The sequence below is a fragment of the Cyanobacterium sp. Dongsha4 genome, from assembly GCF_036345015.1.
Lineage (GTDB): Bacteria > Cyanobacteriota > Cyanobacteriia > Cyanobacteriales > Cyanobacteriaceae > PCC-10605.
The window spans coordinates 3,405,970-3,419,701 of sequence record NZ_CP084098.1; the positions used below are offsets into that span (position 1 = coordinate 3,405,970).

Below are 13,732 nucleotides of genomic sequence, written 5' to 3' on the forward strand. Positions count from 1 at the left end.
TGTTAAGAAAACTAACCAATTAAGAAATTTCCCCTAACACCCTAATATCTCAACAACCCCCTTATTAATATACTCACTCAAAGTAACACCATCAACCCCCATTTCCGTATGATTTTGGGCGGCTAAAATTCCCCCTTGTTGATGCAACCAACCACAAGTGGCAACTACGTTGGAAACGGGAAAAATGTTTAAATTAGTTTGGGCGATAATTGCCCCTAAAAAACCACTTAACACATCTCCACTTCCTCCCCGCGCTAAGGCTGGTGTGCCTAAATTGATAATCCAATTATTAATTCCCTTTTCGCTGACTAAAGTTTTTGCCCCTTTGAGTAAAATAGTTGTATTAGTCATTTTTGAAGCCGTTTTTAATACTTCTAATGAATTTTCTGATAAATTGAGTTGGGGAAATAATCTTCTAAATTCTCCTATATGAGGAGTAAGAATGGTTGGAGATTTTCTTTGTTTAATTGTCTGCCAATATCTCCCCTCTGCCAAAATGTTTAAACCATCTGCATCAATAATTAAAGGTATTTCACTATTCAAAATTGGTGCTAATATTTGCTCTTGATATGCACTAACTTCTCTTCCTATTCCCATACCAAATGCGATCGCATCATATTTGTTTAAATCCAGATTACCCAAAGAAGTAAACACACCGTTATCATTAGTAGGAAGTTCAATCACCAAAGCCCAAGGAAAATGCGATATAAGGGTTTTTTTAAGCCCATGAGGCACAGCAAAAGTAATCATGCCGCTCCCTCCACATTTTGCACCATAACCAGCTAATAAAGCCGCTCCTGAGTACTGATTTGAACCGCAAATTAAAAGTAAATTTCCCTGTTTATATTTATGGGTATTGACGTGACGGGGTAAGGGTAAACAATTTTTGACATCTTCTTTAGTAATGATATGGGGATTTGTCTCAGATACATATTGACAATGGAAACTATAATTAACATTTTCTGTCTGATTCTTTTCTCTTTTTCTCTCCTCACTATTTAGGAGGTATAAAGGGGGGTTTCTCTCTCCCCTTTCATCATCATCACCATCATCATTATTTTTGATTCTCTCACCCGTAAGCAAAGATTCAGGAATACCTATATCAATCAAATGCAAACTCCCTGTATATTCCACCGCCGAAGAAAGAAATAAACCAACTTTCCACAAACCTAAACAGAGAGTATATACTGCTTTTACTGCTATGCCTAAAACATTACCTGTATCGGTGTGAATGCCAGAAGGGATGTCTATACTAACTACTGGTATGGATTGTTGATTTAACCAGATAATATCTTCTCTTAATTTGCCCTCAATATTACGAGTTAAGCCAAAACCAAATAGACAATCCACAAGAAAATCACAAGCGGATAAATCCTCAATAAATTCGACAGAAGCAATACCCAAAAATTCAGCGTATTGTAAATGTTGTTTAGTCAAATCCTTTGATTTTTCTCTCAAGGGAATATATAGAGATACCTGAAACCCTTGTAAAAATAATTCCCTTGCAATAACTAAACCATCACCACCATTATGACCACAACCAATAATTAAGCCCACTTTTTGATAAAGATTAAGGGGATAAAGTTGGGTAATTTTTTGACTAGCAAACACTGCCGCTTTTTCCATTAAACTAGCCACAGGCATCCCCTCAGAGAATATTCTTCCCTCTATCTCCTGCATTTGTTTCGCTGTTACGGCAATAGATGTTTTTATCATCAACAATTAAATATTAGAAATAAATTAGGAATTAGTAAAGACAAGGCAATCAGTTAATAGTGAATAGTAAATAGTTGATAATTAATAACTCCTAACTCGTTTCTCCCTAACTCCCCTTCTTCATTACCTCATCTTCTTAACACCTGAAACCTGAAACCTCTAACCTCTAACTTAACTTACTACCCAATAGGAATAGACTAAACAATGTGCCACTATTCCACAGACTATGTACCATTATAGAAGCTAAAAGACTGCGAGAACGAGTATAAACAACTCCTAAAATAATCCCCAATACGGCTAGGGGTAAGGCTTCTGCTAAACTCAAATGTGCGATCGCAAATACAATACCTGAAACAACGATTGCACTACCCACTGACATATAACGAGTCAGAGAAGGAAGTAAAAACCCTCTAAACATTATCTCTTCAAAAATAGGTGCGGCAATAGAAGCAGTAATGAAAAATATAATTAAAGCAAATTTATCCTGAGACTCTAAGGCTAACATTAACAAAGGATTACTTCCCCCTTTCCCTTGCCATATCTGTTGATTTAGTAGAGAAACAAAGAATACGAGAGGGATTGCTGTTAAATATCCTCCGAAGCCCCACCAAAACCAATTTTTATTCGTTAATTTAAACCAATCTGTCGGTAGAGGGAAAAAAGATTTAACAGATAAATATAAAACAGATAACCCTCCTCCTGCCATTAATAGGTAAGTAACCAAAACATATAATGCTTTACCTTTTATGTCTAAACCAGTAGGATTAAAACCACTTACGCCAATGAGAATCGGTAATAAAATCTGAGAAAGAAAGAAAAACCCAACAATTAAAACTTGCCCTATTATTTCCCAATCCCAAGGAGAATCCCAAATTTTTCCTGCATTGGTTGCTAAAATTGACTCTTCTTTTTTCAAGGCTAATTGTACAATTAAGAAAATAATTAAACCAAAACCAATCAAGCCTCCGACAACAGGAATAATACTTAGCAATAATAATCTTGTGATGGCTTTTTCTGCTAATTCTTGGGTTTTATTATTAATTTCTTCTAATTTATTAAGATTATTTTCAATAGCATACAGCTTAGATAAAGTTATATTTTTAAACCATCCATCTAATTTTTTCTCGATGATTTCTTGTTTATTTATACTAATATCACTATTGTTTATCCAAATTGAATTTAATATTTCTGCTGTGCTTTTATCGCTAATTTCTTGCCAATAAGTGGTTGCTTGATCATCATTTTCTTGGTAAGCATAAATAATACCTAGCTTAATTTTTAAGTCTTCAATAAACGCCTGATTTTCTTGTATTTCTTGCTTTAATTTTTTCCTCGGAGTCTCCGAAGCAATTGCTTTATCTTCTTGATTGGAAATATTTTCACTTTCTTTTACCAACTCTGCTTCAGTTAAGGTGTTATTATACTGCTCCTGTGCGATTAAGTAAGGATTATTGCCGATAAGACTTTGGGTAAAACTTTTTTGATTATCTGAAGATGGTTGCCACTCCGAGGCGTTAAGAATCAGATTAGTTTGATATAACTCTAAGCGTGACTGAATTTGAGTCTCTGTTAAACTTTGAGTCAAGGCAAAAAAAACGCTGTATAGAGAAATAGCTGTTAATATGATAAGGAGCGATCGCTTCACATTCATCGATTTTAGAGGGGAAAAATAATAGTTATTTATAAATTCGGATATATATACAAAAAATCATAGGGACTCGAAAACGAAATCAAGCCCCTAGACGTTAATAGTTGATTGTTGATGGTTAATGGTTGATAGTTGGTAAATATTATAGTCAAGTTGGATCTTTTTGACAAGAACTTATATTTTCACCATATCAAGAAAAACAATCTCAAATAATAATTGATGATTAAGAATAAGTTAAGCTAGGGATTGTTTATATTTGGCAATAATTTGTCTTTGACGAGTAAATAAAATCACTTCTACTTTTACAGGAAAATCACTATGATTAAGAATATACTTTTCCGAATTTTTAGCTATTTTTTCAGCCATATAATTATATATTTTTTCAGTCCAATTACTATTATTATTTATATCAAATTCTTGCAAAATTTCTAATGCTGATTCAGTAGTTTTTGCTGTGAATAATAATTGACAAATATCCTGATTTAAGCCCAAAAAAGATGCGATCGCAGTTAAAATCTCTAATCTTCCATCGGCTAAATGATGATGAGTATGAAAAATATTACCAGCTAATTTGATTAACTTACCATGATAACCAAGAAGAATAATTGATTTAACTTTTGCATGAGAAGCCGTAACTAACATTGAACCTAACCAGTTAGCAGTCTTAACTAATTGAGAAGAATTAAAACCTAATTTAACCGCTAAATCTAAACCATTTTCTCCAATACAAAACACTAATTGATCATGATTTTTACTCTTATTAATTAGCTCCTCCTGATATAATTCTAACTGTTCCTTGCTGGTCAAAGGTTGAGAAATTCCACTTGTACCCAACAAAGACAACCCTTCTATTATCCCAAAAGCCGAATTAGAAGTTTTTTCTGCGAGTTTTTTTCCTTCAGGTAAAATAATTTTTACTTCAACTAAAAAATGATTTTTAAGATTATTTAAAATATTAAATTCTAGTAATTTATGAGCATAATTATAAATAGCAGATTTTCCACCTAAATCAATAATTTTTCCCACTCCTTCTCCTCCTTCAATGATAATTTTTGTTTCTTGACTAGGAGTTAGTGTAACTAAAGCCCAAATAGGAGTATTGCGAGTTATATCCAGATTTTTACCCGGTTCTGACCTCGTAATTGCTAATACTTGATTACTACTAATTTTAGAGATTTGCTCAATAAAAATAATGGCTTTTTCTGGTGGATTAATTAAATCAATTTCTACGGAATTATCTGTTAAACTATTATCTAAATATCTAATACCTGCCACTGCTGAAGCTGTAGCAAATACAGGTAATGTATAACCAAAACTACTGAGCATCTAATCAATCAATGTAAATCACAAAAAATATAAAACATATATTAACATCTAGCGTTTAGGCTTTAATGGGATATTCCAAGATTTTACCCTTATGTCTAATTATTATGTTATAATGTATAATGGCTATCTTTTGGAGAGGTGGCAGAGTGGTCGATCGCGCTCGACTTGAAATCGAGTGACTGGAAACAGTCCGTGGGTTCAAATCCCACCCTCTCCGTTCTCTACATTAGTATCAAAAACATTTTTATAATCATAAAGGCAGATAGAAAATTAATCATCGATTTTATCTAATAAGTTTTCTGCCTAGTTTTGCCTTCAATTCTCCTTTAATGCGGTTTAAAATTGAGGTTTCATCAAGGGAATTAATAATGTTTTCTACCACTGCATGAGGACCATTTTCTCCCCATGATGCCCCATTTGCTAAATAAACTTTACATATTTGTCCAATTGTATAAGTGGAAACTCCTGCAAATGCTCCTTGTGCGATCGCAACTGACATATAAGGCACAACGGTTAAACCTCCAGAAACAGGGGTTGTTAATCCTAAAATACCTTTAAGGGAACTTAAACCAAAGGTTACTAACACATCACTAGCGGTAACTCCTCCTAAACTGATGGCTATTTTTTGTAACAATTTCACCGCACTTTGTTGAGTCATGGCGATATTATAAAGTTGTGATAACCTTAAAATCATAACCACGTCGATGATTGCCCCTGTAAATAAATCTATAGCTGTGACAGGATTAAGCGCGATCGCACCTGCTTTAGTCATCATGGTTTGTTGTATAATCTTTTCTGCCTCTGCATCTCGATAAACAAGTTTTTGTTGAATTAAACGCTCATTAATTTGTCCCGTAGATAACATGGTATTTAAAGCAACCAAAGATTTACCCTCTTGATGGAGAATTTCTAATATTTTTAACTGTAAATCTCCTATTTGTGGCTTTCCCCGTTGACGTATTATTTTCACTTTTCCCTCTTTATCCTTTACCGCCACTGTTTCTAAAGGAGAAGCCGAAACCATGACAATTTCATCCGGTGATAATAATTCCCTTACCCTAACATCCCTAATAGTAGAATAAATTTCGATGCGATCGGACTGAGGATATTGATCAATTTTATTAAATACTAAAATCATTGGTTTGCCCACCTCTCGCAATTGGCATAAAGCCTGATACTCTACCCTCGTAATATCTCCCGCAATCACAAACAAAATTAAATCCACCCTAGAAGCAATATCATGGGCTAACTTTTCCCTCGTTTCCCCGTCAATTTCATCAATCCCCGGAGTATCTATCAACTGAATTTGGACATTTTCCGAACCCTTAATCAATCGTTGAATATTTTGCTCTCCATTACCAATACTCTCCTTACTTAAACGCCAATTAGTTTGCTCAATTTCTCTTGTCACTCCATGAAGTGGCCCAGTAATAAAAATTTCTTGACCAATTAAAGCATTCAAAACACTAGATTTTCCCTTTCCCACCATGCCAAAAGCGGCAATTTGAATCACTGAATCTTCTAATTTTTGTAACATTTGATTCAAGTGAGCAATTTCTGTCTCTAATCCCTGCTTCTCTTCCTCTTTCAAATCCAGATTTAATAATAAATTCCGTAAAGATTCCTGTGCCTTATGATAATTTATTTCTCCCTGCCAATGAGCAAAATCAATAATCGCATTTTCCCAATCTTCTTCCCACATAACATTATTAACTCAAGTTATAGCCTTAAAAGGATTATTCCTATATTTTAAAATGTTCTCGGTCATTACAATTCATTTCACCACAAGAATCATTGACAACCATGAGGGTTGAACAACTTTCAAATCCCATGCTGAGGTTAATTTTTAATCTCAAAGATGTTGTGCGATAAAATGTACAATTTCAAACTTTAGAAAAAAATAGTGATAAAAATAATTAATATAAGTACTGCAAGAAATAATTTATTCAGTCTAATAGAACAAGTAAATCAAGATCATCATCCTCGGATTATCAGTAGTAAAAAAGGGGATGTCGTAATCTTATCAAAAGAAGACTGGGACAGTTTACAAGAAACCTTGTATTTACAATCTATTCCTAACTTAGTCTCATCCATAAAAACAGCAGAAAAAGATAATGAATGGGTATCAGAGGAGGAATTTTTGGAAGTTTTAAATGACTTGAAAGATTGAATTTAGTCGAAATACTCTAAAGGATGCGAAAAAACTTAAATCTGCAAAATTAGATGGTAATCTCAAAGAATTACTCAACATCTTAAAATCAAACCCCTATGAGTCTCCTTACGAAAAATTATCAGGTAATCTAAAAGGTTACTATTCAAGGAGAATAAATATTAAGCATCGCTTAGTTTATCGTGTTGATGACAATAATCAAACCATCAAAATTCTTTCTGTCTGGTCTCATTATGAATAGATTTTATTTCTGACTGAGGGTTAATTCTTCTTGTAGTAATTTCTTATATACTTTAGGCAAAAATTTCGTCATATTATTATCTTCTATGCCATAACCCAAACTTGTCCAAGTAGGAGATAACATTCTTAACACATCATCTATTTTTTCTTCTCTCAATAACTCTGCTATATCTTTTTCCCATGCTGTAGTATCCGTTAACCAGTTGTAGAGAACTTTATCCTGATACTCAGGCTCAAAACTATAATCTTTCCACACCAAAAACTTAGAAGGATGAGGATGATATTTTGCCGCTTTTTCTGCCCAGGTGGTATTTAAAAATTGATAACGTCCAGAGGCCGTGCTACATTTACCTTTATTAGGTCCATTAATAATGGTCATGCAAATATTCGGATGTTCGCTTAAATCATCCACATATTCGCCACTATAAATTACATAATAGGGGTTTAAATAATTAGACTCACTAAAACTAATAGTACGCATTAACGCCCTAATATAAGGATCTCCCCCTTGCATAACTAATGGAGGACTACCATAAATACTCGAAATTAAATGTTGTCCTGCGGTTTTGATTTCTGCTTTTTTTTCCCGAAAAATAGCGTTGCCGATTCCAGTTAGTATGATTAGTAAGATAATCAGTTTAAAAAAGTTGACAATTTGTGTGCTAAAGGAGTGCGATCGATTAATATTGGTCATACTACCAGAAACAAATAACTAGATTAATTCAGTATTAGTTACTGTTCCTATCATATAGTAATCCGATTCTAGTGAGCACCTTTACGCAATAAAACCACTTTTACTGTGGCGATAATCAACGCTAAATCGTACCAAATAGACCATTTTCTCTGATACTGTAAATCTAAAGACACTATTTGCTCAAAATCATCCACCAAAGAGCGTCCATTAACTTGCCATTCTCCGGTAATACCGGGTTTAACTCTCAATCTCAACCAATGACGTGAACTATAGTGACTAACTTCACAAATTGTTGGGGGGCGAGTTCCCACTAGACTCATATCTCCCAATAAAACATTCCAAAATTGGGGAAATTCATCAAGGCTAGTTTTCCGTAAAAATGCTCCTACTCTAGTAATTCTAGGATCTTGATCGTTTTTGAATATATGACCTTTAGCTTTATTTTCCACTAAGTGCTTTTTTTGATCTGCATCGCTATACATAGAGCGAAATTTCCAAATGCGAAAAGGCTTACCATTCAAACCGCAACGAATTTGACTATATAAAACAGGCCCCTGACTATCCCACTTAATTGCGATCGCAATGGGAATAAATATCAAAGCAGTAATCACTAAGCCCACACAACCACCAAGAATATCAAAATATCTTTTAAAAGTGCTGTAAGCAGATACATGAATAGTAGTATTTACCCCTTGAGGGTAAGAAGTCAAATCAGAGGATGGTAAGAGATTATTTAAAAATCGGCTATCAGAGAAAAACATGATCTTTTCATTAGGATTAAACAACGTTATTAATCAACATTTCTACTTAAGTCAAATCTTAAGCTCAGAATCAACACTAAGTGATTACACTTAAGTAAAAACTTTTAGTAATTAACTATAGCATTTAATAGATAAGTCTATAATTTTTTTTTACAAACGTCACCATTTATTTCTTAAAGATTCTGTAAAGTTTTCAATAAAGAGGTTTTGTTAAGTTTGTTTAACAGGAAATAAAATTTTTTGTAAAGATTTCATGAAGTGTACAATACTTAGTTGATTTTTTTAAAAAAACTGTTATAGTTAATCTTAATCCAAAAATACGTAAGTGTTAGTATTTATTAAATAAAGAAAATATACTCATGAACAAACTTTTATCTTTTTCCCTTGTGCCTTTTGCCGCTACTACTACCGTTATTTCAGTAATAATGACTTCTGCTCCTGCGAAGGCTATTAGTTTCAATTTTGGTGGAACACAAGTAGATAAGTCTCTAGGGTATTGGACAACTAGTGTTTCTGGAACAACAGTTAACACTTTCGATAGTTCTCTTATCAGTGGCATTTATAATAATGGGGGAATCATCACTTCTGGCACAACACCCGGACAGTATGCAACTCCAGCAAATAATACATCAAACTACTTCTCTGTTGGTCCTTCCACTAGCACCCCCGCTACTATTAAACAGCGTAATGGTCGTCCCGCTTGGAATTATTTTGGACTTTACTGGGGTTCAATTGATGGTTACAATAGCATCGAATTTTATAACAATGGAAGACTTCTACAGAGTTTTACAGGTAGTGATATTATCGCCTCTGCGAATGGTAATCAGACCGCTTCTAATACCAATCGGTATGTTAATTTCTTTTCCGATAATTCCTTTGGTTTCAATGAAATTCGTTTGAGTTCGACATCAAACGCCTTTGAAAGTGATAACCATGCTTTTCGTGAAGTGCCTGAACCTTTAACTATTTTAGGAACTGGTTTAGCTTTAGGTTTAGGAGGTTTATTCAAGTCTAAGCAGTCTAAAAAACAATCTGTTGAGGCTTAATTTTTTTTGTATATTTGATTAAAAGCTACTTCAAATACTGGTCTATTTATTCTGGTTTTGTGTGGATAGTTTGTTTTCGCAATTTTACTGGTTTATAATTCCCTGTTTTCCTATTAAGTTGTATATGAATTCAGGGGTTTTGAATTTCGTCAAAAAGTAAAGTAGCTGAACTAGGGTATAGGGAATGAGTTAAACAAAATATTCTTCATGTTCGTCTGTATTAAAAAGCTAAAAATAATATAAGTTTTTATTGATTTTTGCCTGTTGCCTTATAAGTTTTTGTTATTTTTTGTCTCTTGATTAGATTTTATTTCTAAAACAACAAAATCAGTTCTGTTTTCTCTTTTTTGTATGTTTCTGTTTGTTATTTACATACTTAATTTACTTTTTTATACTCTTTTATACTCTTTTTTACTGAGTTTTGATTTAACAGGCTTATTTGTTGAAAAATCGGCTATCAGAGAAAAACATGATCTTTTCATTAGGACGAAACAAAGTTATTAATCAACATTTATACTTAAATTAAATTTTAAGCTCTGACTCAAAAAATGCGTAGTTACACTTAGGCAAGATATGCTCGTAGTTAAACACGCTATTTAAAATATTAAGTCTATTATTATTTTTACAAACATTATTATTTATGATCTCAAGATTCTGTGTGCTTCTATATATAAGGCTTTTATTAAATTTGTTGAACAAAAAATAAAAATTTTTGTAAAGATTTCAGAAAGTTCACAGTACTTAGTTGATTTTTTAGAAAAAACTGTTATAGTTAATCTTATCCAAGAAAATACGTAAGTATAAATAGTTATTAAAGAGGAACATATACTCATGAACAAAATTTTATCCTTGTCCCTTGTGCCTTTAGCCGCCACTGCTACTGTTGCAACTATCGCTTTGACCCCTGATTCTGCCCAAGCAGTTACTATTGGCAGTGTTCAAATTGCTGGACAAATAACTTATACGGAACATACAGTTAATGATTACTTAGATTTTCATTCCTTCAATGTTTCTTTTGGTGGTACAGGAATTCTTTCTGGTTTAAATGGGTTAATGGGACCCAATGCAGTTGCCGATATTTTTTTAGGTGCTGTTAATGGTGTAAATGGAACATACAACGGAACTACGTCCGATCCATTTATTACTTTTGCCAATGGAGTTAAATTTGCTGCCGATAATCCTATTTCAACTATATTAAATTTCTCTGGTGACGGTCAAATAGATATTCCTTCCTTTACTGGTACTTTTTACAATGGTACAACGGCTCTAGGACAGGGGGTTCTATCAGCCCAGAAACTTGCTAACGGTAGTTACTCAATGACTATTGAAGCGTCTCCAGTGCCTGAACCTTTAACTATTCTAGGTACAGGTTTAGCTTTAGGTTTAGGAGGTTTATTCAAGTCTAAGCAGTCTAAAAAACAATCTGTTGAGGCTTAACTGTTCGTATATTTAAGTGGGAATTATATCAAATAGTTGTCTATTTAATTATTTATTTTTGGTTTTGTGCGGATAGTTTGTTTTTATAAATTTACTGATTTATCATCCCCCGTTTTCCCATTGATTATGTGTGGGTTATGGGGGATTTTAATTTGTTCAAAAGGTTAGAACGATACCATATCAGAATTATGGCAAGGTTTTTGACTTATCAGTATTTAACCTGATACCCACTTCATGGCACTACTTTTTGATCAACCCTTAACTAATTGATAAAGCCTTTTAAATTCTCTTTGTTGTTGACTGTGATCTACTATGGGTAAGGGATAACCACAACTACTTGCTTCGAGGGGAGATATTTTTCCTGTCACCAAATCTTTAGTATCTAAATGTCTGATTTCTGGTAGCCATGTGCGGATATATTCAGCTTCTGGGTCAAATTTTTGGGCTTGAGAGGCAGGGTTAAAGATTCTTAAAGGTTTGGGATCCATTCCACTAGAAGCACTCCATTGCCAACCGCCATTGTTTGCGGCTAAATCACCATCATAGAGTTTTTGCATAAAATATTTTTCTCCCCAACGCCAATCAATTATTAAATCTTTGGTGAGGAAGCTGGCCACAATCATCCGACAACGGTTGTGCATCCATCCTGTTTCATTTAGCTGTCTCATTGCCGCATCAACTATGGGATAACCTGTTTTTCCTTCACACCATGCTTGAAATTTTTTTTCATCATTTTCCCAAGGGAATTGTTTAAATTGTTCTCTATATGCTCCTTCTGCTAATTGAGGGAAGAAGTATAAGCAATGTTGGTAAAATTCTCGCCATGCAATTTCTTTCTGCCATGCAATAATATTTTCTCTAGCTTCGTCACTATTACAATTTGTTAATTCTGCTTGACTTTTTTCCCAAATAGTTCTTACAGATACTGCACCAAATTTTAGGGCGGCACTTAGTTGAGATGTGCCATCAAGAAAGGGATAATTGCGATCGCACTCATAATTATAAATAAGAGATTGACAGAAATACTCTAGTCTTTCGAGGGCGGATTCTTCTCCGGGCGACAAAGGCAAATCTGCATCCCATGAAAAACCTAAATCATTGAGAGAAGGTATATTAATAGTACCTAATTCTTTGACAATGATTTTTTCTGAGTCATTTAAACCCGTGAGTTGTTGGGGTGAGTCAACGGGAGATGATTTAGGCTGCGCTTCCCAGTTGCGCCAGAAGGGAGTATAAACGGTATAAGGAGTTTGATTGCTTTTAGAGAGAATTTCTCCGGGAGAATGTAAAAGTTGATCCCAAAAAGTTTGAGTTTCGATGGATTTTTCTTTCAATGCTTGACTAACATTTTTATCTCTGTGGCGAGAAAAAGGTTCAACATCTAAATTCCAGTAAACCGCATCAGCTTTGAGTTTTTCTGCAAGGGAAGGAATAGTCTTTTCTGGGGTGTTATGGAAAATTAATAAATCACTACCGAGTTTTTGATATTTCGTTTTTAATGCTTCTAGGCATCCTAATAAGTATTTGACTCTGGCAGGTGCGATGTCATCTTTTTTTAATATATTAGGGTCTAGGCAAAATACACCGATAACTTTTTTATCTTTTGTGTAGGCTTTTGCTAAACCGATATTATCGTTAATTCTTAAGTCTCGACGATGCCAGAAAATAATCATAAATTAAGGATTTAGGGTTCGGGGTTAGGAGTTGGGAGTTAGGGGATAAGAGTTAAAAGATTATGAATGTTTATTCGAGTCCAATTTCACTGCTACGTCTGTATTGACGGTAAGCGGCGAAAAATAAACCAATTAAGGTTACAGGAATTAAACCTAAAACAATACCAAGTAATAAAGGCTCTACCATTTATTTTTTTCCTCAATAAAAATATTTCTTAAATTATCTATTAGAAAGTTTATCAAAAATATGACTGGAAAAATGGATTTTTTCTGAATCTATCGCTGAAAAAGTTGATTAATAGTCACTTTCAGAAAATTTGTGCTACCATCAGCAATAAAATATTTAAGAAAATACGTTTATGGGTAAGGTTTTAGTCTTGAATGCCTCCTATGAACCGCTTAATATTACTAACTGGAAAAGAGCGGTTATTTTATTACTCAAAGGAAAAGCCGAACAGTTAGAACATTATGAAAATTTTATTTATCCGACTTTTCCCTTTCCTTCCGTTATTAGGTTACGTCACTATGTCAAAGTACCTTATAAAGATATTCCTTTAACCAGAAGAAATATCCTAGAGCGCGATCGCCACTCTTGTCAATATTGTGGTTACAGAGGAGATCAATTAACCTTAGACCATATTCTACCTCGTTCTCGTGGAGGTGCAGACAGTTGGGAGAATCTTGTTACCGCTTGTGTTCGTTGTAATATAAAAAAAGGAAATAGAACTCCAAAAGAGGCTCATATGCCCTTGCATAAATCACCGAGAAAGCCTTATAGTAGTCTTCACTTTGAAATTGTTAAATGTACCAAAGATAATCTTAACCATGAATGGCGTAAGTATGTTATAGGTATCTAAAATAGGGCAAGGAGTAAAGTGAAAAGGGCAAGGGGCAAGGAGCAAAGGTGAAGAATGAAGAATGAAGAATTAAAAACTCATAATCCTGAACTCGTTTCTCCCCAATACCCCAATACTTGACATCTCACCTCCCTCTCGCCTCATCTCCCTGTCTTCACCTGTAA

At 33.9% G+C, this 13,732-nt stretch carries 13 protein-coding genes and 1 tRNA gene; 6 read left to right on the plus strand and 8 right to left on the minus strand.

Annotated elements, in window-relative coordinates:
• Positions 1–33: 33 nt before the first annotated feature.
• The 3 genes from Dongsha4_RS14640 to cbiD all read right to left on the minus strand — a co-directional run bounded on the left by Dongsha4_RS14640 (position 34) and on the right by cbiD (position 4,690).
• Positions 34–1,716, minus strand: coding sequence for an NAD(P)H-hydrate dehydratase (locus tag Dongsha4_RS14640; protein ID WP_330203067.1), 1,683 nt, complete (start codon positions 1,714–1,716; stop codon positions 34–36).
• A gap of 166 nt (positions 1,717–1,882) precedes the next feature.
• Positions 1,883–3,367, minus strand: a complete 1,485-nt coding sequence (locus Dongsha4_RS14645; protein WP_330203068.1) for a CPBP family intramembrane glutamic endopeptidase — start codon at positions 3,365–3,367, stop codon at positions 1,883–1,885.
• A gap of 231 nt (positions 3,368–3,598) precedes the next feature.
• Positions 3,599–4,690 carry a cobalt-precorrin-5B (C(1))-methyltransferase CbiD gene (cbiD, locus tag Dongsha4_RS14650; RefSeq protein ID WP_330203069.1) on the minus strand — a complete coding sequence of 364 codons (1,092 nt, stop codon included), beginning with the start codon at positions 4,688–4,690 and terminating at the stop codon, positions 3,599–3,601.
• Positions 4,691–4,822: 132 nt separating this feature from the next.
• Here cbiD and Dongsha4_RS14655 point away from each other — a divergent pair.
• Positions 4,823–4,907, plus strand: a tRNA-Ser gene (locus tag Dongsha4_RS14655).
• A 66-nt stretch (positions 4,908–4,973) separates the two neighbouring features.
• Here the strand turns inward: Dongsha4_RS14655 and Dongsha4_RS14660 are convergent.
• On the minus strand, positions 4,974–6,392 hold the full coding sequence (locus Dongsha4_RS14660) for a GTP-binding protein (RefSeq protein WP_330203070.1): 1,419 nt from the start codon (positions 6,390–6,392) through the stop codon (positions 4,974–4,976).
• A gap of 201 nt (positions 6,393–6,593) precedes the next feature.
• Between Dongsha4_RS14660 and Dongsha4_RS14665 the strand changes: the two genes are divergently transcribed.
• Together Dongsha4_RS14665 and Dongsha4_RS14670 are read left to right on the plus strand one after the other, a co-directional pair.
• The gene (locus Dongsha4_RS14665) at positions 6,594–6,860 is read left to right on the plus strand and encodes a type II toxin-antitoxin system Phd/YefM family antitoxin (RefSeq protein WP_330203071.1); all 267 of its coding nucleotides are present in this window, start codon (positions 6,594–6,596) and stop codon (positions 6,858–6,860) included.
• Entirely contained in the window at positions 6,856–7,101 is a 246-nt protein-coding gene (locus Dongsha4_RS14670; RefSeq protein WP_330205451.1) for a Txe/YoeB family addiction module toxin, read from the plus strand. The genes Dongsha4_RS14665 and Dongsha4_RS14670 overlap by 5 nt, the downstream gene beginning before the upstream one ends.
• Before the next feature lie 3 nt (positions 7,102–7,104).
• Here the strand turns inward: Dongsha4_RS14670 and Dongsha4_RS14675 are convergent, their stop codons facing one another.
• Positions 7,105–7,794: a glycoside hydrolase family 24 protein gene (locus tag Dongsha4_RS14675; protein WP_330203072.1), complete on the minus strand. Its 690-nt coding sequence runs from the start codon at positions 7,792–7,794 to the stop codon at positions 7,105–7,107.
• 68 nt (positions 7,795–7,862) lie between these two features.
• The gene (locus Dongsha4_RS14680; protein ID WP_330203073.1) at positions 7,863–8,555 is read right to left on the minus strand and encodes a sugar transferase; all 693 of its coding nucleotides are present in this window, start codon (positions 8,553–8,555) and stop codon (positions 7,863–7,865) included.
• A gap of 359 nt (positions 8,556–8,914) precedes the next feature.
• On the opposite strand from Dongsha4_RS14680, the gene Dongsha4_RS14685 reads away from it, so the two are divergent.
• Together Dongsha4_RS14685 and Dongsha4_RS14690 are read left to right on the plus strand one after the other, a co-directional pair.
• Entirely contained in the window at positions 8,915–9,601 is a 687-nt protein-coding gene (locus tag Dongsha4_RS14685) for a PEP-CTERM sorting domain-containing protein (protein WP_330203074.1), read from the plus strand.
• Positions 9,602–10,432: 831 nt separating this feature from the next.
• On the plus strand, positions 10,433–11,038 hold the full coding sequence (locus tag Dongsha4_RS14690; RefSeq protein WP_330203075.1) for a PEP-CTERM sorting domain-containing protein: 606 nt from the start codon (positions 10,433–10,435) through the stop codon (positions 11,036–11,038).
• A gap of 251 nt (positions 11,039–11,289) precedes the next feature.
• Here the strand turns inward: Dongsha4_RS14690 and Dongsha4_RS14695 are convergent, their stop codons facing one another.
• Positions 11,290–12,711, minus strand: coding sequence for an FAD-binding domain-containing protein (locus Dongsha4_RS14695; RefSeq protein ID WP_330203076.1), 1,422 nt, complete (start codon positions 12,709–12,711; stop codon positions 11,290–11,292).
• Positions 12,712–12,781: 70 nt separating this feature from the next.
• Positions 12,782–12,898, minus strand: coding sequence for a cytochrome b6-f complex subunit V (petG, locus tag Dongsha4_RS14700; RefSeq protein ID WP_015220136.1), 117 nt, complete (start codon positions 12,896–12,898; stop codon positions 12,782–12,784).
• A 172-nt stretch (positions 12,899–13,070) separates the two neighbouring features.
• Between petG and Dongsha4_RS14705 the strand changes: the two genes are divergently transcribed.
• A complete protein-coding gene (locus Dongsha4_RS14705; protein ID WP_015220135.1) occupies positions 13,071–13,568 on the plus strand; it encodes an HNH endonuclease in 498 nt (165 codons plus the stop codon).
• The last annotated feature ends 164 nt before the right edge of the window (positions 13,569–13,732 follow it).

Excerpts from the sequence above, each read along its gene's own strand:
- Dongsha4_RS14640 (WP_330203067.1), bottom strand. The coding sequence starts at position 1,716 with ATGATAAAAACATCTATTGCCGTAACAGCGAAACAAATGCAGGAGATA.
- Dongsha4_RS14645 (WP_330203068.1), bottom strand. The coding sequence starts at position 3,367 with ATGAATGTGAAGCGATCGCTCCTTATCATATTAACAGCTATTTCTCTA.
- cbiD (WP_330203069.1), bottom strand. The coding sequence starts at position 4,690 with ATGCTCAGTAGTTTTGGTTATACATTACCTGTATTTGCTACAGCTTCA.
- Dongsha4_RS14660 (WP_330203070.1), bottom strand. The coding sequence starts at position 6,392 with ATGTGGGAAGAAGATTGGGAAAATGCGATTATTGATTTTGCTCATTGG.
- Dongsha4_RS14675 (WP_330203072.1), bottom strand. The coding sequence starts at position 7,794 with ATGACCAATATTAATCGATCGCACTCCTTTAGCACACAAATTGTCAAC.
- Dongsha4_RS14680 (WP_330203073.1), bottom strand. The coding sequence starts at position 8,555 with ATGTTTTTCTCTGATAGCCGATTTTTAAATAATCTCTTACCATCCTCT.
- Dongsha4_RS14685 (WP_330203074.1), top strand. The coding sequence starts at position 8,915 with ATGAACAAACTTTTATCTTTTTCCCTTGTGCCTTTTGCCGCTACTACT.
- Dongsha4_RS14690 (WP_330203075.1), top strand. The coding sequence starts at position 10,433 with ATGAACAAAATTTTATCCTTGTCCCTTGTGCCTTTAGCCGCCACTGCT.
- Dongsha4_RS14695 (WP_330203076.1), bottom strand. The coding sequence starts at position 12,711 with ATGATTATTTTCTGGCATCGTCGAGACTTAAGAATTAACGATAATATC.
- petG (WP_015220136.1), bottom strand. The coding sequence starts at position 12,898 with ATGGTAGAGCCTTTATTACTTGGTATTGTTTTAGGTTTAATTCCTGTA.
- Dongsha4_RS14705 (WP_015220135.1), top strand. The coding sequence starts at position 13,071 with ATGGGTAAGGTTTTAGTCTTGAATGCCTCCTATGAACCGCTTAATATT.